We start from the raw sequence: 23535 nt of genomic DNA, 5'->3' as shown, positions 1-23535 counted from the left end.
TTGTGGTGTTCCGCCACCCCCCCTGACCGGCCGCGGGGTCGGTTTGTGTTGCCCTGTGTCGGGGGGCCCCCCCGGGGGGGGGCGGGGGGGGGGGGGGCCCCCGCTCCCGGCCCCCCCCCCCGCCGTCGTTCGCGCCCGGAGCGGTCGCTATCTTGAGGGCTCACTGACAGCCGGAGGGAGCGGGCGATGGGGATGGGTGCACGGCGGGCGGCGGCCGCGGTGGCGGCGGCCGGGGTGCTGACGGCGGTGCTGGCCGGCTGCTCCTCCGGCGGGTCGAAGGACACCGCGGCCGGGGCCCCGGGAACGGCCGCGACCGCGACGGGGACGGGGACGGCCGCGGCCGGCGCGTCCGCGTCCGCCGGGGCGAGCGCCGCCCCGGCCGCGCCCGGGACGGCCCCGGCGCCCGGGGCGACGGGTGCGGCGACGGGCGGGGCGGCCCCCGCCCCGCCCGCGACCCCCAGCGCGGACCTGGAGGCGGTGCTGCTGGACGACAAGGTCGTCGGGCAGGTGCTGCCGGACGCCAAGGCGATGGCCGGGTGGGAGGAGGAGAAGCGGAAGATCGACACCGCCGACCACGCGACCACCTGCACCGCCTCGGCGCCCTGCACGGGCAAGCCGCTCAGCGGGTCGGTCCGGTTCTCCAAGGGCGACGTCGTCGCCCGCTTCTTCGTGGACACCCTGCCCACCCGGGACGCGGCCAAGGCGCGGCTGCAGGAGTCCTACGCGTCGTACGCCGCGGGGCCGTTCAAGAAGATCGACGCCCCCGTGGTCGGCAGCGAGGGCCAGGCCTTCCAGGGGCAGCTGGCCGATGGCGAGGGCGTCGGCATCGTGGTGCGCTCGGGCACCGTGGTGGCCAGCGTGACCACCGAGGGCGGCCCGGTGGACGCTGCGGCGACGCGGCGGTTCGCGGTGATGCTGGTGCAGCGGATCGAGCAGGCGCAGGCCGGCAAGGCGCCGGACGCGGGGCTCGGCGCGTAGCCCTGGGGCACGGCCCCTGCGGCGCGGGCCTGACGCGCGGGCCCGGCACGCGGTTCTGACGCCCGTCCGTCCGGAGGCCCCGGACGGACGGGCGTCCGGCACCCGGGTGTGGTCGATCCGGGTGCGGTGGGTCCGGGCCGATGCCGGGGCCCCGCTCGGACCCGCCCCGCACTGCTTCCGGGGCGGGTGGGGCTCCGTCCATCGGACGCCCCGCCGGGCGCGCGTCCGGACGCGGACGACGTGTGCGCCCCCAAGAGTGACGGATCGGCAGCGGCGGTGGCGACGCGGCCGGGTGGCAGAAATCTGTCAGGCAGCAAGATGCCACGACCGCGCGGGGCCGCGCGCGGCCGCACAGGCCCGTGGAGTGGGCCGATCGGCCGGCCGTCCGGCGGCGCCGCCCGTTCCCGTACCGGGACCCGCGCGACGGCCCTGGGCTGGGCAAACGTTTGTCGGCTGCCCGTGATATGTACTCACTCTGGGGTGGCCACCGTGCGGCCATGCGAAACATGCCGAAGATGCCGATGAAGGCCGATCAAGTGCGAGGGGGGCCACACATGGCGCTGTTCCGACGCCGTTCCGGCGGGGACGGAGCGCAGGACCGGGCGGGGTGGCGCGGGTTGTTCGGCCGGCGGGCCGGCGACGGGGCCGCGGCCGGGGCGAAGCCGCGGCTGGACCCGGTGTTCGGGGACGAGTCCGCGCGCCTGCTGACGCAGCAGGCCGCCGCCGGCGACTGGGCCGCCGTGCGCCCGGTGCTGGCCGCCCGCACCGGCGAGGCGGACGGCAGGGAACTGAGCCGCCTCGTCGGGCTGGTCAGCCACCAGCCCGGGGTCGAGGAGTGGGTGGCCCGGGCGCTCGCCGAGGCCCCGGACGACACGCTGGCGCTGCTGGTCTCCGGCGCCCGGCACGTCGACTGGGGCTGGGAGGCGCGCAGCGGCTCGCTGGCCAAGCACGTCTCCGAGGAGCAGTGGCAGCTCTTCCACCAGCGGCTGGACATCGCCGAGGCCCAGCTGCTGGAGGTCGCCGAGCGGGAGCCGAGCTGGCTCGCCCCCTGGTACTTCCTGCAGATCAGCGCCCGCGGCAGCTCGCTCGGCCCGGAGGTGGCCACCTGCCGCTTCGAGGCCGCGCTGCGGCGCGCCCCGGGCCACGGGGCCTCCTACCACCAGCGGCTGCAGCAGCTGTGCCAGAAGTGGGGCGGCTCGCACGAGGAGATGCACGCCTTCGCCCGCGCCTCGATGCTGGCGGCCCCCGAGGGCAGCCCGCTCGGCGAGCTGGTCGCGCTGGCGCACCTGGAGCACTGGCTGAGCCTGCCGGACGGCGAGGACGGGGCCTACCTGACCAGCCCGGCCGTGGTGGCCTCGCTCCAGGAGGCCGCGTTCCGCTCGGTGCTCCACCCGGACTTCGTCCCGGCCCACGGCTGGCAGGCCGCCTTCAACACCTTCGCGATGGCCTTCTCGATGGCCGGCCAGCCCAAGACGGCGCGGCTGCTGTTCGACGCGCTGGACGGCATGGTCACCGAGGCGCCCTGGCACTTCCTGTCGGGGGACCCGGTGAAGGCCTTCACCCACCACCGCGACCGCTGCGCCGCCGCGTACTGACGCCGGCCCCGAGCGCCCCGCCCCGGGCGGCAGCGCCCGAGCGCCCGCCGCCCCCGAGCGCCCCGCCGCCCCCGGGCGGCAACGCCCCCTGAACTCCGACGCCCCTTCCCGCGACCGAAAGAGCCTCCGGTGTCCCCAACCGACAACCCGACGAGTGCGCACACCTTCCAGGTGGACCTGCGCGGCCTGGTGGACCTGCTCTCCCACCACCTCTACTCCAGCCCGCGCGTCTACCTGCGCGAACTGCTGCAGAACGCGGTGGACGCGATCTCCGCCCGCCGCGCCCTCGACCCGCAGGCGCCCGCCGCCATCACCGTCCGCGCCGGCGACGAGCTGTCCGTCACCGACACCGGCATCGGCCTGACCGAGCAGGACGTCCACACCTTCCTCGCCACCATCGGCCGCAGCTCCAAGCGCGACGCCGAGGGCCGCCTCGACGGCGACGGCCTGGCCAGCGCCCGCGGCGACTTCATCGGCCAGTTCGGCATCGGCCTGCTCGCCTGCTTCGTGGTCGCCGACGAGATCACCGTCGTCACCCGGCACGCCGGCCGCCCCGACGCCCCCGTCATCGAGTGGCGAGGCCTCTCGGACGGCAGCTACACCATCCGCACCCTGCCCTTCTCCGCCAAGCCGGAGCCGGGCACCACCGTCACCCTCGCCCCGCGCGCCGACGCCGCCGAGTGGACCGCACCGGCCCGGGTCGTCACGCTCGCCCGGGACTTCGGCAGCCTGCTGCGCCACGACGTCACCGTCGTCGACGCGGCCGGCACCGAGCACCGGATCAACCGGACGCCGCCGTGGGCCGAGCGGCACGGCTCCCCGCTCGCCCGGCGCGAGGCGCTCACCGAGTACTGCCGCGCCACCTTCGACTTCACCCCGCTGGACACCATCGACCTCGACCTGCCGCTGGTGGGCCTGCGCGGCGTCGCCTACGTCCTGCCGGACGCCGCCCCGCCCTCGCGCCGCAACGGCCACCGGGTGCACCTCAAGGGCATGCTGCTCTCCGACCAGGCGCCCGAACTGCTCCCGGACTGGGCCTTCTTCGTCCGCTGCGTGGTGGACACCGACGGGCTGCGCCCGACCGCCTCCCGCGAGGGCCTGTACGCCGACGAGACGCTGGCCGCCGTCCGCGACGCGCTCGGTGCCCGGATCCGCGACTGGCTCACCGGGCTGTCCGCGAGCGACCCGGCGCTGCTGCACCGCTTCCTCTCCGTGCACCATCTGGCCGTCAAGGAACTCGCGCGCTACGACGACGAGTTGCTGCGGATGATGCTGCCCTGGCTGCCGTTCGAGACCACCGACGGCAACGTCACCCTGGACGAGTTCGCCCGCGCCCACCGCACGGTCCTGGTGACCCGCACCGTCGAGGAGTTCCGCCAGGTCGCCCCGATCGCCGGCGCGGCCGGCCTCGGCGTGGTCAACGGCGGCTACACCTACGACCGCGACCTGGTGCACCGGCTGCCCGAGATCCGCCCCGGCGTCTCCGTCGCCGACCTCGACCCGGGCACCGTCACCGCGCACCTGGACACCGTCGACCCGGCCGCCGAACTGGCCGCCAACGCCTTCCTGGCGATCGCCCGCGAGGTCGTCGGCCGCTTCGACTGCGACGTCGCCCTGCGCAGCTTCCACCCGACCAACGCGCCCGCCCTGCTGCTCGACAACCGCGAGGCCCGGCACGAGCGCACCCGCGCCCAGCTCGCCGACGAGGCGGACGGCCTGTGGGCGGACATCCTCGGTTCGCTGCGCGCCGAGGTGCCGCGCGCCCAGCTGGTGCTCAACCACCTCAACCCGCTGGTGCGCCGCGCCGCCACCGTCAGCGACCGCGAACTGGCCGTCACCGCCGTCGAGGCGCTGTACGGGCAGGCCGTGCTGATGACCCGCCGCCCGCTCAAGGCCAGCGAGTCCGCGCTGCTCAACCGCTCGTTCATCAGCCTGCTCGACCACGCCATGCTCGGCCACGAGGCGCACCGGGCCGGCGGCGGCGCCGGCCGCGACGACGCGAAGGAGGCGTGATGCTGGACACCCCCGACGCGGTGATGGCCGCGCTGCGCGAGAACGACGCCCGCCCGTACGGCCGCACCCGGACCGTCACGGCCGAGGAACTCGTCGAGGCCGCCGACCAGTTCGAGGACACCGAGATCCGCTCGATGGCCCTGCTGGAGCTGATGGAGGCCTACGAGTTCGACGGCGAGCGCAACAAGACCCCGGTGGTCTTCGCCCGGGTGCTCAAGCTCTGGGACCAGGACCCGGACGGCTTCAGCGAGTGGGCCCGGCACCAGGTGTTCTGGCGCTTCAAGTGGGTCGCCGACGCGCTCAAGGAGAACCCGGACGTCCCGCTGGCCGCGATCGAGCGCTGGCACACCGAGCTGCGCGACCGCTACCGCGGGGCCGACTTCGACCTCCAGCCGTACTACGCCCAGCGCTACCACCTGGCCGCGCAGACCGGCGTCGGCGTCCAGGACGCCTACGAGCTGTGGGCGGCCCGCCCGCGCTCCGAGATGAGCGACTGCCACGCCTGCGAGACCCGCGCCCGTGCCCTGCACTTCGTCGCCGCCGGCGACGACGCCCGCGCGCTGGACGAGCTGGTGCCGGTGCTGGACGGCCGCAGCGGCTGCGAGCAGGAGCCCTACCTCAGCCAGGCCGCCGCCCTGCTGCCGCTGCTGCGCCAGGGCCGCCTCGACGAGGCCCGCTCCCACCACCTGTCCGGCTACCGCTTCGCCCGCGGCAAGGCCTCGATGCTGGCGGCGGTCGGCCGGCACATCGAGTTCTGCGCGCTGTCCGGCAACGAGCCGCGCGGCCTGGAGATACTCGCCGAGAACCGCGACCTGTTCATGTACTTCGGCGAGCCCGAGTCCCGACTGGCCTTCCTGATCGGCGTCGAGGTGCTGATCGCCGCCCTGGCGAAGGCCGGCCACGGCGACCTCGCGGTCAGCGGCCCGGCCGGGCGCAGCTGGACGGTCGACGACCTGCTCACCATGGTGCGCGCCGAGGCCGACAGCCTGGCCGGCCGCTTCGACGCCCGCAACGGCACCGACGCGGTCGGCGCCGCCCGGCGCGCCCGGCTGGCCGCCGGGCCGCTGCTCGCCGAGCCGCTGGCGCTCGGCGTGCGCGCCACCGCCGCGCCCGAGGTGGCCGCCGCCCCGGCCGTCGCGCCCGCCGCGCGCCGCGCGACCGAGGCGGCGCCGGAGGACTTCACCGAACTGGTGCTCCGCGCCCGGGAGTTGGACCTGCTCGGCCACCCGGACGCCGACCGGCTCTGGGAGCGGGTCGCCGAACGGGTCGCGGCGCCCGGCTACACCCACCCCGAGGACGCCCGGCTCGGCGGCCCGGACCGGCTGCTCGCCGAACTCGCCGAGCAGCAGGCCCACGTGGCGCTGGAGCGGGACGACTACGCCGAGGCCCGCACCGGCATGCTGGCCGCCGCCGAGCTGTTCGAGCAGGCCGGGCTGCCCGGGCAGGGGCTGATGATCCGCACCCGGATCCTGATCATCGGCCTCGGCGAGGAGGAGGCCGTGGCGGCGGGCGCGGCGGAGGCCCCGGAGAAGGTTTCGAAGGAGGCTCCGGGGGAGGGCGATCGGGCGGCGAACGCCGTCGACTGGCCGGCCCTCGACGAGGCGCTGCGCCGGGCCGAGGAACTGCGCGCCGCCGCCGGGAACGCCGTCGAGGGCGGCATGACCGACGACGACTACCTGATCGTGCTGCAGTCCCACGCCTACGCCGCCCACCACGACCTGGTCGAGGCGCTGCCCGAGCCCTCCGCCGGGACGACCGCGCGCTTCGAGACGGCGGTCCTCCGCTACCAGGAGACGGCCGAGGCGCTGGGCTCCGCCCGCCGGTCCGCCACCTCCCGCCAGTACACCGCCGACGCCGCCGCCCGGCAGGGCCGGATGGCCGAGGCGGCGGCCGAACTGCGGGACGTGCTGGACCGGTTGGACGAGGCCGGGCTGCCCTGGCACACCCCGCGGGTGCTCGGCCTGCTCGGCCAGGTGCTGCTGCAGTCCGGCGAGTGGGCGCAGGCCGCCGAGGTGTTCCACCGGGCGCTGGCCGAGGTCTCCCGCTGGGGCGACGACTCCTACCCGTACGCGCCGACGTACATGATGCTCGGCCACGCGTACCTGCAGACCGGCGACGCGGGCGGTGCCGTCCGGGCGCTGTCCGAGGCGGCGGCCCGCTTCGACCGCCAGCGCGGCGGGGCCGTCGAGGAGGCCGCCCAGGCGCGGCTGCAGCTCGCCGACGTGCTGCGGGCCACCGACCGCACCGGCGACGCGGTGGCCGTACTGGAGTCGGTGCTGCTCGACGCGGCCGTGGCCGAGCTGGACGTGCGGCTGGTCGCCCAGGCCCGGCTGGACCTCGCCCGGGGCCTGGCCGAGCTGGAGGAGTACCGGGACGCGGCCGAGGAGTACCTGCGGCTGGCCGACGTGGTGGCCGAGTGGGAGGACCAGGAGACCCACACCATGGTCGCCTGCGAGGCCACCGTCACCCTCGCCCACGCGGGCCGGTGGGACGCCGCCGAGGCGGCCCTCGGCCGGGCCAGGCAGGCCCACGAGCGCTCCCCGCAGGTCGACCAGATGGCCGGCATGCTCCGGGAGCTGGCCAAGATCACGGTCCGCGACCAGGGCCCGGACGGCCTGGACGCGGCGCTCGCCCTGATCGCCGAGGCGGACGCCGTCGCCGACACCGCCGCGCGGCTCGGCCAGGAGCACACCGACTGGTACCTGCGTGGCGCCTCGCACTACGAGCGCGGCCGCTGCCTGGCCATCGTCGAGCGGCACGAGGAGGCGCTGGCCGAGCTCGAACTGGCCGTCCCGGCGTACGAGAAGGGCGGCGAGCAGGCCGAGGCGCCGCGGGCGGAGGCCGTCCGGCTGGCCGCCGTGATCGAGAGCGTCGACCTCGGACGCACCGAGGCGGCGGTGGCCCGGCTGACCGCCGGCATCGCCCGCTGCGAGGCCGCCGGCCTGCCGGACGCGGTGCGGATCCTCGCCGACCTGCGCGAGCGGCTCGCGGAGTGACGTGCGGGGCGGGCGGGCGTCGGTTCGGCGCCCGCCCGTCCGCGTGTCAGTGATCCGCAGGCGGCTGACAGTGGGCTGACAGCGGCTCAGGAGAGGCTCGGTGGTGCCCGATCAGGACACGACCGAAAGAGTCACCCGTGCCCCGAGCCCGTATCACCACCACGTTTCGTACGACCGCCGTCCGCAGCGCCGCCGTCCTGGCCGCCGCGCTGCTGTTGCCCGGCCTGAACCCGGCCGCCGCGGCCGCCGCCACGCCGTCGCCGCCCGTGCCCCGACTGGTCTGGCAGTCCTGCGCCCCGGACGCCGACTGCGCGCACACCCAGGCCGCCTGCGCCCCCGGCTTCGAGTGCGCGACCGCCGCCGTGCCGCTCGACCACCGCGACCCGCGCGGCCGCACCGTCGACCTGGCCCTCATCCGCCGCCCCGCCACCGACCCGGCCCACCGGATCGGCACGCTGTTCTACAACCCGGGCGGCCCGGGCATCCCCGGCACCATGGCGCTGCCCGCCGTCTACCCGGCCCTGCCCGACCAGGTCCGCGCGCGGTTCGACGTCGTCAGTTTCGACCCGCGCGGCATCGGCCGCTCCACCACCCTGCCGTGCTTCCCCGACCCGGCGGTCGAGCAGGGCCTGCTCGACCGGCTCCCGAAGGGCTTCCCGGAGGGCGGCGAACAGCAGTCGGCCTGGGCGAGCGCGTATTCGGCCTTCGCCGCGCAGTGCGCCGCCAACGACCGGGACGGGCTGCGGGCGCACCTGTCCACCGCCGACGTCGCCCGCGACCTCGACCTGCTCCGCCAGGCGGTGGGCGACCGCGCCCTCAGCTACCTGGGCACCTCGTACGGGAGTTACCTGGGCGCCACCTACGCCAACCTCTTCCCGCGGCGGGTCCGGGCGATGGTGCTGGACAGCGGCATCGACCCGGTCGCCTGGTCGACCGGCCGCACCCCGGGGGACCGCGACCTCGCGCCGTTCCTGCGCACCGGCAGCGACCGCGCCGCCGCCCGCACCCTGGACGCCTTCCTGGACCGCTGCGGCGAGGCCGGCCCGGCGGCCTGTGCCTTCGCGGCGGACGGCGCCCGGGAGAGCCGTGGGCCGGCGACCCGCGCCAAGTTCACCCGGCTGCTCGACCGGCTGCGGCACGGGCCGGTCACCCTGGACGGCGCGACCGTCGACCGCGCCGCCGCGCTGACGGCCGCCCAGCTGCTGCTGTACGCGGTGGCCCCCGTCCCGGGCCTTCCCGACACCGGCTGGCCGGGCCTCGGCGGTTACCTCCAGCGGCTGTGGACCGCCCCCGACGCACCCGCGCCGGCGCCCACCGGCGGGGACCCCCGCCAGGCGCAGACCCTGGGCGTGCTGTGCGCGGACACCGACAACCCGCCGGCCGGCGCCGACTGGTCGGCGCTGGCCGACCTCGCCGAGGCCCGCTCCGGCGCCACCGGCCCGTACTGGGTCTGGCAGAACCAGCGCTGCGCGACCTGGCCGGCGTCCCCGGACCGCTACACCGGCCCGTGGGACCGCCCGACCTCCGCGCCGATCCTGGTCGTCGCCCTCACCGGGGACCCGGCCTGGCCGTACGAGGGCTCCCGGGCGCTGGCCGACACCCTGGCCCGCGGCCGGCTGCTGACCGTCGAGGGCTACGGGCACACCGTGCTCGGCAACCCGAACGCCTGCGCGGCGGGGTACGAGGAGCGCTACCTGCTCAGCGGCCGGCTGCCGGAGCGCGGGGCGGTGTGCGCGGCGCAGGGGCAGCCCTTCGCGTCGTGACCGCGGTGTCGGCCGGCCGTCCGTCAGCGGCCGGCCGACACCGGTGTCTCAGCAGGGGCCGTCGTCGGCCCAGACGCCCCACTGGCCGCTGGCGCTCGGCACCTCGTTCAGCGTCCACCACTTGGCGTGGTAGTCGTGCCCGTTGTACGAGACCTTGGCGCCGCCGGTGTACGTGGTGCTCGCGCTCCACGCCGGGGCGGTGCAGGTGCCCGGGGTGGGCGGCGGGCTGCTCGGGGGAGTGGTGGGCGGGGTGGTCGGGGGCGTGGTCGGCGGGGTGCTGGGCGGGGTCGCGCCGGCGAACTTCACCGTGTACTTGGTGAAGTCCCAGTCGTTCTGCGCCACGCTGGAACAGGAGCCGGACAGCCCCGGGTCCACCGGGCCCGGGCACTGCCGGTCCCGGTTGACGGACCAATAGGTGTAGCGGGCCAGGCCGTGGGCGGTGGCGAAGTCCAGCACGGTCTGGAAGTCCGCCTGGCGGAAGTACTCGGCGGCGTCGGTGCGGCCGTTCATCATCGACACGCCCTCGTGAGCGTAGGCGGTGGCCTCGTTCCAGCCGAAGGTGGTCTGCAGGATCTGGTTGAACCTGACCAGCGCGTCGGTCTGGGCGGCGGCGCCGTTGAAGCCGCCGTCGAACGGCATGATCGAGAAGTTGTCCGGCGTGAAGCCCTGCGACTTGGCCTCGTTGAGCATCTGGGTGCCGAACCAGCCGGTGCCCGCGTTGGTGCCGGCGGTGGTGATCGAGACGTACAGGCCGGGGTTGTTCTGCTGGAGGATCCTGGCCGCGCCGATCTCGTTGTGGATGGCGGCGGTGTTCTCGTACTCCGGCTCCTCCAGGTCGAAGTCGATCGCCTTGAGGCCGTACCTGGTGACCACCTTCTGGTACCCGGCGGCGGTGGCCTCCGGCGTGCCGCAGACCTGGCCCAGCTTGGTGCCGCCGTACCCGCCGACCGACACCGAGACGTCGCCGCCCTTGCCACGGATCGTCTGGATGACGCCCGGCATGGTGGTGTCGGTGTCGATCGAGGAGGTGCCGCCCCAGGCGGGGGCGCAGCTGTTGCCCTGGGCGAGGACGAAGGCCAGCTGGAAGGCCTTCTGGCCGGTGGCGTCCATCACGGCGGCCGCGTCCGGCGGGCTGTTGTCCTCGGGCATCAGGTAGGGCGCGGAGGCGTACCAGTTGCTGCCCAGGCCGTCGGCCGCGACGGTGCTCGTGGTGGTCGCGGCGGCCGAGCCGGTGCCGGCCAGTGCGGCGCCGCCGCCGGCCAGCAGGCCGAGCACGCCGGCGACGGCGAGGGCGGCCCGGCTGCGGCGTCCGCGCGGGGTCGGCGGGGCGGGGTGTGGGGGAAGAGCGCGTTCCATCGGTGGAGACCTTTCCGGAAACGGCGGTGGGGAAGACCGGCCGCCGCGCCGGGGTGGGGGTGGCGCGGAGCAGGCCGGAACGGCCCACCGGCACGGGCCGGGGAGCCGCGGGCCGTGGGCTGTCACTGGTATAGACCTGCCTCGGAGAATCGGTCAACCCCTCGGCACCGGGCGGGCGTTACCCGGCCGGGTGGCCGAGCAGCTGCCCGACCAGCCCGTCCAGGTCCAGGTACCGGTCCTCCGTGCCCGGCGGGACGAGGACGTCCACGTGGGCCAGGAAGTGCTCGACCTCGGCGGAGCGGGCCCGCAGCACCGCGGCCGACCGGGTGCCGGTGAGGGTGATGAACAGCCGGCCGGACGGCTCGCCGGCGCCCGGGCGGACGGTGACGTCCCCGTGGCCGGTCGGCCGGTGCAGGCCGTCGCGCAGCAGTTCCCGGGCGAAGAACCAGCTGATCGGCTCGCTCTCGCCGGTGTGGATGTCCAGGTGGACGGCGTACGGGTCGGCCGCGTCGTAGCGCAGCAGGGCCGGGACGGCGACGGTGGCGCCGGTGCCGACCACCTCCAGGGCGAGCGGCACGGCGCAGGCGGCGGCGCCGGCCCGCTGGGAGGGCACGCGGGTGGGCTCGGGGTGGGTCACGGCCGCCGCCCGCTCGTCGCCTCGGTGCCGGTGGTGCCGGTGGTGCCGGTGGTGGCGGCCCGGCGGACGGGCGGGCGCACGGATGGGCGGTGCCGGGGCAGCGGCGGCCTGCGGCGGGGGTCCCGGTGGGGTGCGACGGGGACGGCGGCGGCCGGCGGGGCGGTCGGCGCGGCGGTCGACGTGGCGGTCGACGTGGCGGTCGACGTGGCGTCGGCGAAGACCAGCCGGGCACCGGCGGGTGCCAGGCCCGGCGCGGCCGTGACGACCACCGCCCCGATCCGCAGCGCGCCGTAGTAGAGCACCGGGAAGGCCGGGACGTCCGGCAGTGCGAGGCCGATCCGCTCACCGGGCCGCACCCCGTGGGCGAGCAGCCCGCCGGCCGCCCGGGCGCTGAGTTCGTCCAACTCGGCGTAGGTCAGCGTGTCCGCCCCGTGGCGGAGCGCGGGGCGCTGCGGGTACTGCCCGGCTGCGCCCTTGAGGTTGGTGGCGAGATTGCCCATCTGCTTCTTCGTTCTCCCGGCGTGCTGTCGTCCCCGACGGAACGATCCTCGCGGCCCGCGGCGGTCGGTGCCCATGTGGACACCGACAGTGTTCCCGCGCCGTCGGCTGTCGCCGACGACAACGGCCGGGCGGGGCGCGGTGACGGTCGGCCGTGGATGAATCGCCGTGACGCGATGAAGGAATGACGATATGTCGCGAGCCGGGACCTGGGGAGCCTTCGGCGTGAACTCCCCGGCGTGCGGCCCGCAACGAGGCGCGTTTCGTCAACCGCGCGCTGGGTCGTCCCCCGAAGCGGGGGCATTCGGCGAAACCGTTCTGCGCGGCGCGGGCCGCGCGGCAGACTCGCCCCCGTGCAACAGGCAGCCCCCGAACCGGCCGTGGTCGAGCTCGCGAACATCATCGCCGCCCGGCTCGACCGCCACGTGTCCGGCACGGCCCACCGGCTCGTGACCGAGATCGACCACTACCGCAACGTGGCCCCCGACGAACTGACCGGCTCCCTGCGGCACAACATCGCCTTCGTCCTCGACTACCTGGCCGGCTCCGGCGCGGCCGTCGACCTCGCCGCGCCCACCGCCACCGGCCGGCTCCGGGCCGGCCAGGGCGTCCCGCTGCCCGAGGTGCTGCGCGCCTACCGGCTCGGCTTCCTCCACCTCTGGGAGGAACTGCTCGCCGAGGCGACCCGGGCCGGGCCGAACGCCCAGGCCGCGCTGCTGAACGCCGCCACCGGCATCTGGGAGGTGGCCGACGCCTACTCCCAGGCGCTCACCGCCGCCTACCGGGACGCCCTCGCCGAGCGCCTGGTCGAGACCGACCGCCGGCGCTCCGCCCTGGTCGCCGCCCTCGTCGACGGCCCGCCGCCCGGCGACGACACCGCCTGGGAGATCGCGCACATGCTCGACTTCCCGTACCGGGGCACCTTCATCGTGGTGACCGCCGAGGCGGCCGCCCCCGGCACCCCGCCGCTGCCCGGGCTCGACGCCAAGTGCCGGGCGCTGGACACCGGTTCGGCCTGGCGGGCGCAGCCCGGCCACGAGATGGGCGTGCTCTCCTGCCCCAGCCGGCGGGCCCTCCCGCAGGTGCTGGACGCCGTCCGGGCCGCCGCCACCGGCCGGGTCGGCGTCAGCCCCGCCTACGACCGGCTCGACCAGACGCCCCGCGCCCTGCGCTACGCCCAGGTCGCCCTCGAATCCCTCCCGGCCGACGGCGCCGCGTCCGTGCGCCAGCTCGACGACACGCCGCTCACCGAACTGGTCATGACCAACCTGGAGACCACCCGGCGCGCCGTCAACCGCATCCTCGGCGGCGTCCTCTCGCTGCCCGAGAACGACCGCACCACCCTGCTCGCCACCGCCCGCGCCTGGCTCGACGCCCGCGGCTCGGCCGCCGAGGCCAGCCGGGCGCTGTACTGCCACCAGAACACGGTGCGCTACCGGATGCACCGGCTGGAGGAGTACCTGCGCGGACCGCTGGACGACCCCAAGGTCGTCGCCGAACTCGCCATGGCCGTCGACGCGGTGGGCACCTTCCCGACACTCCTCGACCCCGGCCGCCCACCCGGAACCACCCCCACCCCGCACCCCTGACAGGGCGAACGGACTGTTCCGGCCGGGGGCGCGCGTCAGCCCGCTCGGGCGGTCTTCGAGGCGACGTGGGCGTACGTCAGCGGTGGCCGCGGGTCTCGGTCTGCCTGGGGTGGCCTGCGCCGGCTCGCGTGATCCACAACGTGCGCTGCTCGTCGTCGATGGCGTACCAGATGCGACCTCCTCCGGACACCTCGTACTGCCACTGCTCCAGGAGCGCACCTGCGACCTTCACGGTGCCGAGCGTGCCCTTGAGCGGGTGCTGCCGCTGGTCGACGTGGCGTGGTTCACCGGTGAGGGCGACCCAGGCGCGGTCGAGGTTCTCCGGCACCTGCTTCAGCAGCTGCTGCCAGCCGGTGTACGCCTGACGGTCGGCAGCGCGCACGCTCCATGGGTTCGGCCGCGGAAGGTCCTCTCCGCGGCCGCTCACTCGGTGCCGTCCGGTCGCGGACGGTCCAGCCGGGGCCCGTCGCCGGGGAAGGGGCCCTGCAGGTCGTGGGCCAGTTGCGGATCGGACCACACCTCGGCGGTGGCACGCCAGGAGGCGAGGTTCCGGGCGAACGGCAACAGGAGGCCGGTGTCGGAGCCGGCGACCAGGTCGGCGAGCAGCTCCCGCACGCAGGCGGCGCGCTCGCTCTCCGGGAGCCAGTGCAGCCAGGGCAGCTCCTCGGCGAGCACCTCCTCGGCCAGGTCCAGCTGGCGGCGGGCCAGGATCGCCAGGGAGCGTGCCGCGAACCGCAGACCCGACGCCGTCGCTTCGAAGCGCTCGGCCCGCATCAGGACGAGGTTCTCGTCGTCCCGGCGTTCCAGTATCACGTCGGCGTCGTCGAGGGAGGGCAGCACCTGCGACGGCCCGCGCAGGAAGGCGCTGTAAGGAAAGGTCTGGACAGCCATGGAGGAATGGTATCTGAACTACTTCAGATCGCGCCTTGCGCGGTGGGGCGGGCCCTCGCCCGGGCCGGGCGGGTCAGGGGTGGCGGGTGGGGGGTGGGACGGGCCCGGCGGACTTGAGGGTGCGCAGGATGGGGGCGGACTCCAGGGCGGTGATGCCCGGGAGGCCGGCGAGGCGGACGGTGAGGTAGCGGTGGAGGTCGGCCGGGTCGGCGCACAGGGCGATCGCGGCGAGGTTGCTGGGCCCGGTGGTGGCGGCGAGGAAGGCGAGTTCGCGGTGGGTCGCGAGCGCCCGGGCGACCCGGTCCAGGTGGGCCGGGGTGACGGTGAGCCACAGCAGGGCGTGCATGGCGGCGCCGAGCAGCCGGGTGTCCACCTCGACGTCGAGGAACACCGTGCCGTCCGCGCGCAGTTCGGCCAGGCGGCGGGCGACGGTGGCCGGGGTGCGGCCGGTGGCGGCGGCGAGCTCGCCCAGCGGGGTGCGGCCGTCCCGGTGCAGCGCCGCCAGCAGGGCCCGGTCGGTCGGCTCCAGCCGGCCGCCGGCCGGGGCCGTCGCGGTGGTGGCCGCGCCGGCCTCGGGCCGCAGCGCGGCCTGCTGCGCGGCGTCCAGCGCCTCGGTGCTGCCCGGCCAGGCGGACGGGCCGCCGCGGTAGGTGTGCAGCAGGCAGTGCGCGGAGACGGCGGTGACGGCGGCGGTGCGGGGGATGTCGCGCAGCAGCAGGGCGTGGGCGTCCGGGGTGCCCTCGGCGTCGGGCTCGGTCTCGACGATCGCGGTGATCTCCGTCCCGCCCGAGGCGAGCTTCACCCACGCCGTGTCGGGGCGCCGCACCAGCGCCTGTGCCAGGTTCTGCGCGGCGTGCGGGCCGGCCGTCAGCCGCAGCAGCCACTGCGTCCGCCCGGTCCGCCGCGGGTCGGCCAGCCCGACCACCCGCAGCCCGGCCCCGGCCCGCAGCCGCCCGTAGCGGCGGGCGACGGTCTGCGGGGAGACGCCCAGCACCGCGCCGATCCGGCTGAACGGGGCGCGCCCGTCCACCCGCAGGGCGTGGACGAGGCCGCGGTCGAGGTCATCGAGCCGGGGCGGATGCACGGGCGGACGCATGGTCGGATTCACGGGCGGAGTCATGGGCCGATTCCTGGAGGGGCGCCGACAGGGGTTCCGATTCTGCCGTCTCCGCCGCCGCCCGGGGCGTCATCCACCGGACGGCCGCGGCGGCCAGCAGCACCGCGCCGAGCGCCGTCCAGCAGGCGGCCCGCGCCCCGGCGGCGTCCGGCTCGGCCAGGTGCACCCGGCCGAGCACCGCGACCCCCAGGGTGGCGCCCAACTGCTGCACCGCGTTGAGCAGTCCGGCGGCCGAGCCGATCTCCTCGGGCCGCAGCGGCGCCAGCGCCGTACTGAAGAACGCCGGGGTGAACATTCCCTGGCCGAGGCCCACCACCGCGAGCGCGACCGGCAGCACCCCCGGCCGCTCGCCCGTGCCGTACGCGCCGACCACCGCCAGCAGGCCCGCCGCCAGCACCGCGAGCCCGGCCGGCATCACCCGCGCCCCGAACCGGGGCAGCAGCCGGGCCCCCGCCCACAGCGAGCCCGCGCCGAGCCCCGCCGACATCGGCAGCACGGTCAGGCCGCTCGCCAAGGCGTCCGCGCCGGAGGCCAGTTGGAGCTGCAGGACGACCACCACGGTCAGCCCGGTGGTCGCCGCGAAGGCGCCCGCGAGGGCGGTCAGCGCCGCCGGGAAGCGGGCCGTGGCGAACAGGCCGGCCTCCACCAGGGTGTCCGCGCCGCGCCGGGCGCCGCGCCGCTGGTGGGCGGCGAAGCCGAGGGCGAGCAGCGTCCCGGCGGCCGCCTCGGCCAGCGCCGTCCGGTCGGTGAGGCCGCCGGTGCGCAGCAGCGGCAGCACCAGCAGCGCGGTGGCCGTCGCGGCGAGCGCGCCGCCGGTCGGATCCAGGCCCGGGCGGTGCGGGGCGCGGTCCTCGACCAGCAGCGGGGCGAGCGCCAGGACGGCGACGGACAGTGGCAGGTTGACCAGGAACGCCGAGCGCCAGGAGGAGCCGAACAGGTCCGCGTGGGTCAGCACCCCGCCCAGCACCGGCCCGGCGACCGCCGCCAGGCCCATCACCGGGCCGATCGTGCCGAGCGCCCGGCCCGTCTCGGGGCCCCGGAACATCGCCTTGACCAGCCCGATCGTCTGCGGCACGACCACCGCCGCCGCCGCGCCCTGCACCGCCCGGAACGCCAGCAGCGCCCCCAGCGCCGGGGCGCAGGCACAGGCCAGCGAGGCCAGCGCGAAGCCCACGACGCCGGCCCGGAACACCCGCCGCCGCCCGTACCGGTCCCCGAGCCGGCCGCCGGTGAGCAGCAGCACGGCGAACGGCAGCGTGTAGGCGGAGGTCAGCCAGGGCACGGCGGCGGCCGGCCCGCCGAGGTCGGCGCGCATCCGCGGCGCGGCGACCTGCACGACGGTGGCGTCCAGCAGGTTCATCGCCTCGGCGGTCAGCAGCGCGGCCAGCGCCCACCAGCGGCGGGGGTGCGGGGAGGACGGCGAGGACAAGAGGGGCTCCCGGGGTGGTGGCACGGCATCGGAACGCCGCCACCCTGCGGGCGGTGCCGGCGCCGCCGCCAGCCGCCGGGCCGGGATCGACGGAATCGTCCACGGGGCGGGCCGGTGGCGGTGGAATCCTCCACCGCAGCCGGGGCGAGATCCGAACGAGAGGGCCTACGCCGGGACGCCCACGCGGGCCGTCACGTCCGCGTCCACCGAGGCCAGCAGCCCGGCGACGGCCGGGGACCAGGGGCGGTTGGCCGGCCCGGTCAGGGTGAGCGTCCGGTGGACGGCGGGCCGGATCGGGACGAGCACGCAGTCGGCGGGCAGCATGGTCAGCGCCAGCGCGGGCGTCACCGACACCCCGACGCCCGCGTGCACCATGCCGATCAGCGTGTTGAGGTCGCGGATGCGGTGCCGGGCGGTGAAGCGGACGCCCGCGCGCCGGTAGGCCTCGTGGATGTGCACCTCGCAGCCGCCGCAGGACAGCAGGAAGTCGTCGTCCGCCAACTCGGAGACGTGCACGGTCTCCTGACCGGCGAGCGGGTGGTCGCGGCGCAGCAGCGCGCGCATGGAGTCGGCGCCGAGCGCGACCGCCCCGGGCGGCAGCGGCCCGGCGTCGACCAGGACGGCGGCGTCCGCGGTGCCCGCCTCCAGCCAGACCGGCAGTTCGGCGTCCTCGCCCTCGAAGACCCGCACGGTGACCTTCGGGTGGGCGGCCTTCCAGTCCCGGAGCAGGCGGGGCAGCAGCGCCTGGCAGACGGTCGGCGGCGCCGCCAGCCGGACCGTCCCGGTCAGGCCGCCGGAGTGCCGGGTGGCGATGGCGCGCACGGCGGCGGCCGAGGCGACGGCGGTACGGGCGTGCGGCAGCAGCTGCTCGCCGAGCGGGGTGGGCCGGCACGGGCTGCCGCGCAGCAGGACGGGCGCGCCGAGGGTGCGTTCCAGCGCGGCGACGGCGTGCGAGACGGCGGACTGGCTGATGCCGAGCTCGTCGGCGGCCGTGCCGAAGCCGCCGGTGTCGGCCACCGCGACCAGAGCGCGCAGCTGGGCCAGGTTCACGTCCGCACCCATGAGACTTCCTCATCCTCGTCGCACCGCCACTTGTTGGACTCATGCTGCGCGCGCGGGCCACGCTCTGTCCAGGAACGGGAGCGTCCGTCGACACGGGCGCCGAGCAGGACGGGAGGTGGTCGGGGTGCGGAGCTGGTTGCCTGGCTTCACGGCCCTGTCGGCGATCTGGGGCGCGAGCTTCGCCCTGATCAAGGTGGCGGTCGACGCGGGCGTCCCGCCGGTGTGGGTGGCGGCCTGGCGCTGCCTGCTCGGCGCGGCCGCGCTGTGGGCGATCCTGCTGGCGCGCGGCGAGCGGATCCCGCGCGACCGGGCGCTGTGGGGGCACTCGGCGGCGGTGGCGGTGCTGCTGAACACCGTGCCGTTCACCCTGTTCTCCTTCGGCGAGACGGAGGTCTCCACCGTGCTCGCCGGGGTGATGAACGCCACCACCCCGCTGTTCACCGTGCTGTTCGCGGTGCTCACCGTCCCCGAGGAGCGCCGCCCCGGCGCCCGCCGGCTGCTCGGTCTCGCGCTCGGCTTCGCCGGGGTGCTCACCGTGCTCGGTGTCTGGCACGGCCTCGGCGCCGGCGCGACCACCGGCGCCCTCGCCTGCCTGGCCGCCGCCTGCTGCTACGGCGCCGGCTTCGCCTACCTGCGACGCTTCCTGACCGGTCGCGCCGAGTCCGTCACCGCCCTGTCCGCGCTCCAGATCGGCTGCGCCGCCGCCGAGTTGACGCTGATCGCCCCGTTCGCGGCGGGCGCCCCGCACTGGCCCGGCGCGGGCGCGGCCGCCGCCCTGCTGGCGCTCGGCGCCTTCGGTACGGGGGTGGCCTACCTGCTCAACCTCGGTCTGGTCCGGGCGGCCGGCACCACCGTCGCCTCCGCCGTCACCTACGCCATCCCGCTGTTCTCCACCGCGCTCGGCGCCACCGTGCTCGACGAGCCGGTCGGCTGGAACGCGCTGGCCGGCGGCGCCCTGGTGATCGCCGCCGTCGCCCTCACCCGGCCCCGCCGGCCCGTCGCGCCCGCGCCCGCCGCCGCTTCCGCTTCGAAGGTCCGTCAGGCCGCGGGTTAGGGTGAACGGGTGAACGAGGACCCGCAGCCGGTGGCCGTCTGGGCCGCGCTGCGGGCCCGCCCGCTGCGCTTCCCGTTCAGCCGCTGGACGCCGCGCTGCTGGGCGCACCTGCTGGCCGGCGGCCTGTCCGGGGTGCTGCTGCTGGCCGTGCTCGCCCTGTTGCTGGCCCTCGGCCTCCTGCTCTCCGTGGTCGGCGTGGGCCTCCTGGTCCTGCTCGCGGCGGCGCTCGCCGGCATCCCGGCCGGCGCCGTGGAGCGGTGGCGGCTGCGGCTCGTCGAACCCGTCCCGCTGCCCGACCCGCACCGGCGGCTGCCCGGGGCCGGGCGCCGCGCCGTGCTCCGCACCCGGCTGCGCGAGCGCGCCACCTGGCGCGAACTCGCCCACGCCGGGCTGGCGGCGACCGTCCTCGCCGCCGCCTCGCTCGGCTTCACGGCACTGCTGCTGCTGGCCGGCGCGTTCACCGTCTCCCCGCTGGTGGTGTGGGCGCTCGCCCCGGAGACCGTCATGCTCATCCCCGGGCAGGCCGTCGCCGGCCCGCTCGCCGCCCTGCCGTTCACCGCCGCCGGGCTCGCCGGACTGCTGCTCTGCGCCTACGCGGGGGCACTGCTCACCGGCGCCCAGGTCGCGCTGGCCCGTCTGCTGCTCGGGCCCCGCGAGGACGACCTCGGCCACCAGGTCGTCGAACTCACCCGCTCCCGGGCCCGGCTGGCCGACGCCTTCGAGGCCGAGCGGCGCCGCATCGAACGCGACCTGCACGACGGCGCGCAGCAGCAGCTGGTCGCGCTCAGCATGACCCTCGGGCTCGCCGAGTACCGGCTGAGCGGGAGCGGGGACGCGCGGGCCGTCGAACTGGTCACCCGGGCGCGCGGCGAGGCCCGGCGGGCGCTGGAGCAACTGCGCGACCTCGTCCGGGGCATCCACCCGCAGGTGCTCACCGACCACGGCCTCGCCGCCGCCGTCGCCGAGGTCGCGCAGCGCCACCCGATCCCCGTCACCGCCGACATCGACCTGCCCGGCCGGCTGCCCACGCCCGTCGAGACCACCGCCTACTTCACCGTCACCGAGGCGCTCACCAACGCCGCCAAGCACAGCGGCGCCACCGCGATCACCGTCCACGGCCGCGTCGAGGCCGGCCGGCTCGTCGTCCGGGTCACCGACGACGGCCGCGGCGGCGCCGACCCGTCCGCCGGAGCCGGCCTCGCCGGGCTCGCCGACCGGGTCGCCCTGCTGCGCGGGCGGCTGATGGTGACCAGCCCGACCGGCGGCCCCACCACCCTGCGCCTGGAGGTGCCGTGCTCCGGATCGTGATCGCCGAGGACGCGGTGCTGCTGCGCGCCGGCCTCGCCGAACTCCTCGCCCTCGGCGGCCACCGGGTCGTCGCGGCGGTCGGTGACGCCCGCGCGCTGGTCGCCGCCGTCGACGCCGACCGGCCCGACATCGTCGTCACCGACGTCCGGATGCCCCCCGACCACACCGACGAAGGCCTGCGCGCCGCCCTCGCCCTGCGCGAGCGCCACCCCGGCCTGCCCGTCCTCGTCCTCTCCCAGTACGTGGCCACCCCGTACGCCACCGGCCTGCTCGCCGCCGCGGGCGCCCAACCGGCGGGCCTCGGCTACCTGCTGAAGGACCGCGTCGGCGACGTCGCCGACTTCCTCGACGCGTTGCGCCGGGTCGCGGCCGGGGAGACGGTCATCGACCCGGAGGTCGTCCGCGTCCTGCTGCGGTCCCGGTCCGCCGACCGGCCGCTGGCCCGGCTCACCCCGCGCGAACGCGAGGTGCTGGCGCTGATGGCGGAGGGGCTGAACAACCAGGCCGTCGCCGGGCGGCTGTGCATCACCGAGGCCTCGGTGGTGAAGCACTGCGGCAACATCTTCACCAAGCTCGACCTCGACCCCACCGAGGGCAACCGGCGGGTCCTCGCCGTCCTGGCCCACCTGCGGGCGGAGTGAAGGACGTCGCCCCCCGGCGTAGGCTGCCGGGATGACGGAACTGCGGGTCGATCTGTGCGGCCAAAGGATCGGGACGCTGACGGACTTCTGGGCCGCCGTCGCCGAACCCTGCGGCCTGCCGGACTGGTTCGGCCGGAACCTGGACGCCTGGTCGGACACCATTCACACCGGGGGCATCTCCGAGGTGATCGACCGCCACGACACCCTGGCCGTCCACGTCGACCGGCAGGGGCTGTTCGCGGAGGGCAGCCGGGACGGGCTGCGGCTGGCGGAGATCTTCGACGGAGAGGTGAACCGGCTCTGTATCCACCCGCCCGCCTGATCCGCCGCACTCGCGGCGAGGGCGTCCAACGGGTGCTCCGGGTCGAGGAGTCGGGTGAGGCGGGCGGCGGAGGCGTCCCAGGACCAGTGCTCCTGCGCCCACTGCCGGCCCGCTGTGCCCATGCGGGCGCGGGCGCTCGCCGGGGCGAGGAGGAGGCGGGTGAGGGTGGCGGCGACGGCGGCGGGGTCGCGGCCGTCGACGACGTGGCCGGTGACGCCGTCCAGGACGGCGTCGGGGGCGCCGCCGGAGCGGCCGGCGACGACGGGGAGGCCGGCGGCCGCCGCCTCCAGGTAGACGATGCCGAGGCCCTCGGCCTCCAGGCCGAGGCGGCGGGTGCGGCAGGGCATCGCGAACACGGCGGCCCGGGCGTACCAGGCGGCGGTGTCGGCGTGGTCGAGGCCGCCGGTGAACCGGACGCTGCCGGGCTCGGTGTGCCGCAGGGCGAGGGCGCGCAGGCGGTCCTCGTCGGGGCCGCGGCCGACCAGCACGAGCTCCGCTCCGGGGACGGCCCGGCGGATCGCGGGCAGGGCGCGGATCAGCACGTCCTGGCCCTTGCGGGGGACGAGCCGGGCGACGCACAGGATCACCGGAGCGGCGGCCGGGGACGGGACCGGCCGGAACACGGCCGGGTCGACGCCGGGGACGAGCCGGGCCAGCCGGGCGTCCGGCCCGAGGGCGGGGGCGATCCGGGCACGGGTGTACCCGCCGAGGTAGGTGACCACGTCGACGCTGCGCCCGATCCGGCGCAGCAGCTGCCGGGCGCCGGGGGTGCGGGCCCACCAGATCTCGTGGCCGTGGGTGGTGGCGACGGTGCGGCGGATGCCGGGGGCGAGCCGCCGCAGGCCGGGTGTCATGGCGGCGAGCGGGGCGGCGGCGCCGTACCAGACGCGGTCGCAGCCGTGGGCGCGGGCGAGTTCGGCGGCCCGCCGGGTGACGCGCGCCGTGGGCAGCAGCGTGCGGGCATGGTCGCGGATCACCGGGAAGGGGAGGGCCGCGTCGTGCCGGGCCGCGCCCGGTTCGGCGGAGGTGTAGACCACGACGCGGTGGCCGGGGAGGCGGGCCGCCATGGCGTGGACGAAGGTTTCGATGCCGCCCTGGCGGGGCGGGAAGTCGTTGGTGACGACGAGCGTGGTGTCCATGGGAGGGTTGCGCCTCGATTCGGGTCGACGGTGACGGAGAGCAGGAGCAGGACGAGCGGCAGCGCGAGGTAGCCGAACCGTCCGGCGGGGGCGAGCAGGAACGCGGCGGTGAGCCCGAGGGCGAGGCGCCGTGCGGCGCCGGCCGCGTCCCGGGGCGGCCGGGCGAGCAGGGACGCCCCGACCGCGAGCCCGGCGGCCAGCAGCAGGCCGACCGCCGCCCACCAGCCGGCCGGGCCGAGGTCGGCGAGCAGCCGTCCGGGCAGCGGGCTGGCGGCGGGGGTGGGCAGGTCGCCGCGCCCGGTAGGGAAGGCGAACACCTGCTGGACGAGTGGCCCCGGCGAGCGCAGCGCCCACGGCAGGACGAGCAGCGCCGCCCCGCCCGCCGCGAGCGCCGTCCCGCGCAGCGCGGCGCGCCGTCCGGCGGTGGCCGCGAGCAGCGCCGCGACGACGGCGACGGCGGGCCAGGCCGTCCACTTGAGCGCGCAGGCGGCGGCCATCGCCCACCCGGCGGCGGTCGCCCGGCCCTGGGCGGCGCGGACCACCGCGTACCAGCACAGGCCGGTGAGCGGCAGGTCGACGCCGCTGACGGCCAGCGGCAGCGCGACCACCGGCGAGGCGGTGAGCGCGGCCGCGCCGAGCCGCCGCCCGGTGGGGACGGTCCGCAGCAGGCAGAGGGCGAACACCGCCGCGCACCACAGCCGGGCGTCGCCCAGCGGGGTCGCGCCGAGGACGGCCCGGGGCAGGCCGAGCAGTGCCATCGCGGGCAGGTACGGCGTGTACTCGGCGACGGACCGCGGCTCGGCGAGGTACGGCGTGCCGGTGTGCAGCAGCAGCGTGCCGGAGCGTTCGATCACGCCGACCTCGCTCTGCCCGCGCCCGGCCAGCACCAGGGCGAGCAGCGGCAGCACCACCGCCCCGGCGAACGCGACGGCGACGTGCCCGTACCGCCGCCGCGCCGTCATGGCGGCGAGCGCCGCCGCCAGGTACCCGAGGGCCGCCCAGGACCCCCGACTCCGGTGCGGGCCGAGGCCGGAGAGCAGCGGGAAGGCCGCCGCCCAGCCGGCCGCGACCAGCCACCCGCCGGACCACCACCACCGCGTTCGATCGTTCACCCCTTCATTGCATCGGCGCTGGTCGGCCCGGTCAG

19 protein-coding genes and 1 pseudogene are annotated in these 23535 nt (G+C 76.6%); 10 read left to right on the top strand and 10 right to left on the bottom strand.

Features of this window, described 5'->3' with window-relative positions:
• Positions 1-186 precede the first annotated feature (186 nt).
• From ACPC54_RS07135 to ACPC54_RS07115, 5 genes are all read left to right on the top strand, one after another.
• Entirely contained in the window at positions 187-978 is a 792-nt protein-coding gene (locus tag ACPC54_RS07135) for a hypothetical protein (RefSeq protein ID WP_498962084.1), read from the top strand.
• A 554-nt stretch (positions 979-1532) separates the two neighbouring features.
• Entirely contained in the window at positions 1533-2573 is a 1041-nt protein-coding gene (locus ACPC54_RS07130; protein WP_498962082.1) for a hypothetical protein, read from the top strand.
• A gap of 129 nt (positions 2574-2702) precedes the next feature.
• Positions 2703-4586 (top strand): HSP90 family protein, encoded by a 1884-nt coding sequence (locus tag ACPC54_RS07125; RefSeq protein ID WP_498962080.1) that lies wholly within the window; start codon positions 2703-2705, stop codon positions 4584-4586.
• The gene (locus ACPC54_RS07120) at positions 4586-7582 is read left to right on the top strand and encodes a tetratricopeptide repeat protein (protein ID WP_498962078.1); all 2997 of its coding nucleotides are present in this window, start codon (positions 4586-4588) and stop codon (positions 7580-7582) included. The genes ACPC54_RS07125 and ACPC54_RS07120 overlap by 1 nt, the downstream gene beginning before the upstream one ends.
• A 137-nt stretch (positions 7583-7719) precedes the next feature.
• On the top strand, positions 7720-9345 hold the full coding sequence (locus tag ACPC54_RS07115; protein WP_498962076.1) for an alpha/beta hydrolase: 1626 nt from the start codon (positions 7720-7722) through the stop codon (positions 9343-9345).
• A gap of 48 nt (positions 9346-9393) precedes the next feature.
• On the opposite strand, the gene ACPC54_RS07110 is transcribed toward ACPC54_RS07115, so the two are convergent.
• The 3 genes from ACPC54_RS07110 to ACPC54_RS07100 all read right to left on the bottom strand — a co-directional run bounded on the left by ACPC54_RS07110 (position 9394) and on the right by ACPC54_RS07100 (position 11838).
• Entirely contained in the window at positions 9394-10701 is a 1308-nt protein-coding gene (locus ACPC54_RS07110) for a carbohydrate-binding protein (protein WP_498962074.1), read from the bottom strand.
• 178 nt (positions 10702-10879) lie between these two features.
• On the bottom strand, positions 10880-11338 hold the full coding sequence (locus tag ACPC54_RS07105) for an SsgA family sporulation/cell division regulator (RefSeq protein ID WP_498962072.1): 459 nt from the start codon (positions 11336-11338) through the stop codon (positions 10880-10882).
• On the bottom strand, positions 11335-11838 hold the full coding sequence (locus ACPC54_RS07100) for an AMP-binding protein (protein WP_498962070.1): 504 nt from the start codon (positions 11836-11838) through the stop codon (positions 11335-11337). Before ACPC54_RS07100 ends, ACPC54_RS07105 begins: the two co-directional genes overlap by 4 nt.
• Positions 11839-12189: 351 nt before the next feature.
• On the opposite strand from ACPC54_RS07100, the gene ACPC54_RS07095 reads away from it, so the two are divergent.
• A complete protein-coding gene (locus ACPC54_RS07095; protein ID WP_498962068.1) occupies positions 12190-13425 on the top strand; it encodes a PucR family transcriptional regulator in 1236 nt (411 codons plus the stop codon).
• A 76-nt stretch (positions 13426-13501) separates the two neighbouring features.
• Here ACPC54_RS07095 and ACPC54_RS07090 read toward each other — a convergent pair whose 3' ends face one another.
• The 5 genes from ACPC54_RS07090 to ACPC54_RS07070 form a co-directional block, all read right to left on the bottom strand.
• The gene (locus ACPC54_RS07090; RefSeq protein WP_498962066.1) at positions 13502-13807 is read right to left on the bottom strand and encodes a hypothetical protein; all 306 of its coding nucleotides are present in this window, start codon (positions 13805-13807) and stop codon (positions 13502-13504) included.
• A gap of 41 nt (positions 13808-13848) precedes the next feature.
• Positions 13849-14316: a hypothetical protein gene (locus tag ACPC54_RS07085; RefSeq protein WP_498962064.1), complete on the bottom strand. Its 468-nt coding sequence runs from the start codon at positions 14314-14316 to the stop codon at positions 13849-13851.
• A 73-nt stretch (positions 14317-14389) separates the two neighbouring features.
• On the bottom strand, positions 14390-15400 hold the full coding sequence (locus tag ACPC54_RS07080) for an Lrp/AsnC family transcriptional regulator (protein WP_498962062.1): 1011 nt from the start codon (positions 15398-15400) through the stop codon (positions 14390-14392).
• Positions 15378-16862, bottom strand: a complete 1485-nt coding sequence (locus tag ACPC54_RS07075; protein WP_498962060.1) for an MFS transporter — start codon at positions 16860-16862, stop codon at positions 15378-15380. Before ACPC54_RS07075 ends, ACPC54_RS07080 begins: the two co-directional genes overlap by 23 nt.
• Before the next feature lie 165 nt (positions 16863-17027).
• Positions 17028-17924, bottom strand: coding sequence for a LysR family transcriptional regulator (locus tag ACPC54_RS07070; protein WP_498962058.1), 897 nt, complete (start codon positions 17922-17924; stop codon positions 17028-17030).
• A 136-nt stretch (positions 17925-18060) separates the two neighbouring features.
• Here ACPC54_RS07070 and ACPC54_RS07065 point away from each other — a divergent pair, with 136 nt between their 5' ends.
• The 4 genes and pseudogenes from ACPC54_RS07065 to ACPC54_RS07050 form a co-directional block, all read left to right on the top strand.
• Positions 18061-18978 carry a DMT family transporter gene (locus tag ACPC54_RS07065; RefSeq protein ID WP_498962056.1) on the top strand — a complete coding sequence of 306 codons (918 nt, stop codon included), beginning with the start codon at positions 18061-18063 and terminating at the stop codon, positions 18976-18978.
• A gap of 9 nt (positions 18979-18987) precedes the next feature.
• Positions 18988-20286, top strand: a complete 1299-nt coding sequence (locus ACPC54_RS07060; RefSeq protein WP_498962054.1) for a sensor histidine kinase — start codon at positions 18988-18990, stop codon at positions 20284-20286.
• A complete protein-coding gene (locus tag ACPC54_RS07055) occupies positions 20271-20927 on the top strand; it encodes a response regulator (protein ID WP_498962052.1) in 657 nt (218 codons plus the stop codon). Before ACPC54_RS07060 ends, ACPC54_RS07055 begins: the two co-directional genes overlap by 16 nt.
• A 31-nt stretch (positions 20928-20958) precedes the next feature.
• Positions 20959-21051: pseudogene (locus ACPC54_RS07050) on the top strand (barstar family protein); the annotation flags it as partial.
• 38 nt (positions 21052-21089) lie between these two features.
• Here the strand turns inward: ACPC54_RS07050 and ACPC54_RS07045 are convergent.
• Positions 21090-22337 (bottom strand): glycosyltransferase family 4 protein, encoded by a 1248-nt coding sequence (locus ACPC54_RS07045; RefSeq protein ID WP_498962443.1) that lies wholly within the window; start codon positions 22335-22337, stop codon positions 21090-21092.
• Positions 22223-23500, bottom strand: coding sequence for a hypothetical protein (locus tag ACPC54_RS07040; RefSeq protein ID WP_498962050.1), 1278 nt, complete (start codon positions 23498-23500; stop codon positions 22223-22225). The genes ACPC54_RS07045 and ACPC54_RS07040 overlap by 115 nt, the downstream gene beginning before the upstream one ends.
• Positions 23501-23535: the final 35 nt, after the last annotated feature.

Source organism: Kitasatospora sp. NPDC094028, from assembly GCF_049543595.1.
In the GTDB taxonomy this organism is placed as follows: domain Bacteria; phylum Actinomycetota; class Actinomycetes; order Streptomycetales; family Streptomycetaceae; genus Kitasatospora.
Note: the sequence above shows the minus strand (reverse complement) of the source record. Positions and strands in the feature narration are given on the sequence as shown.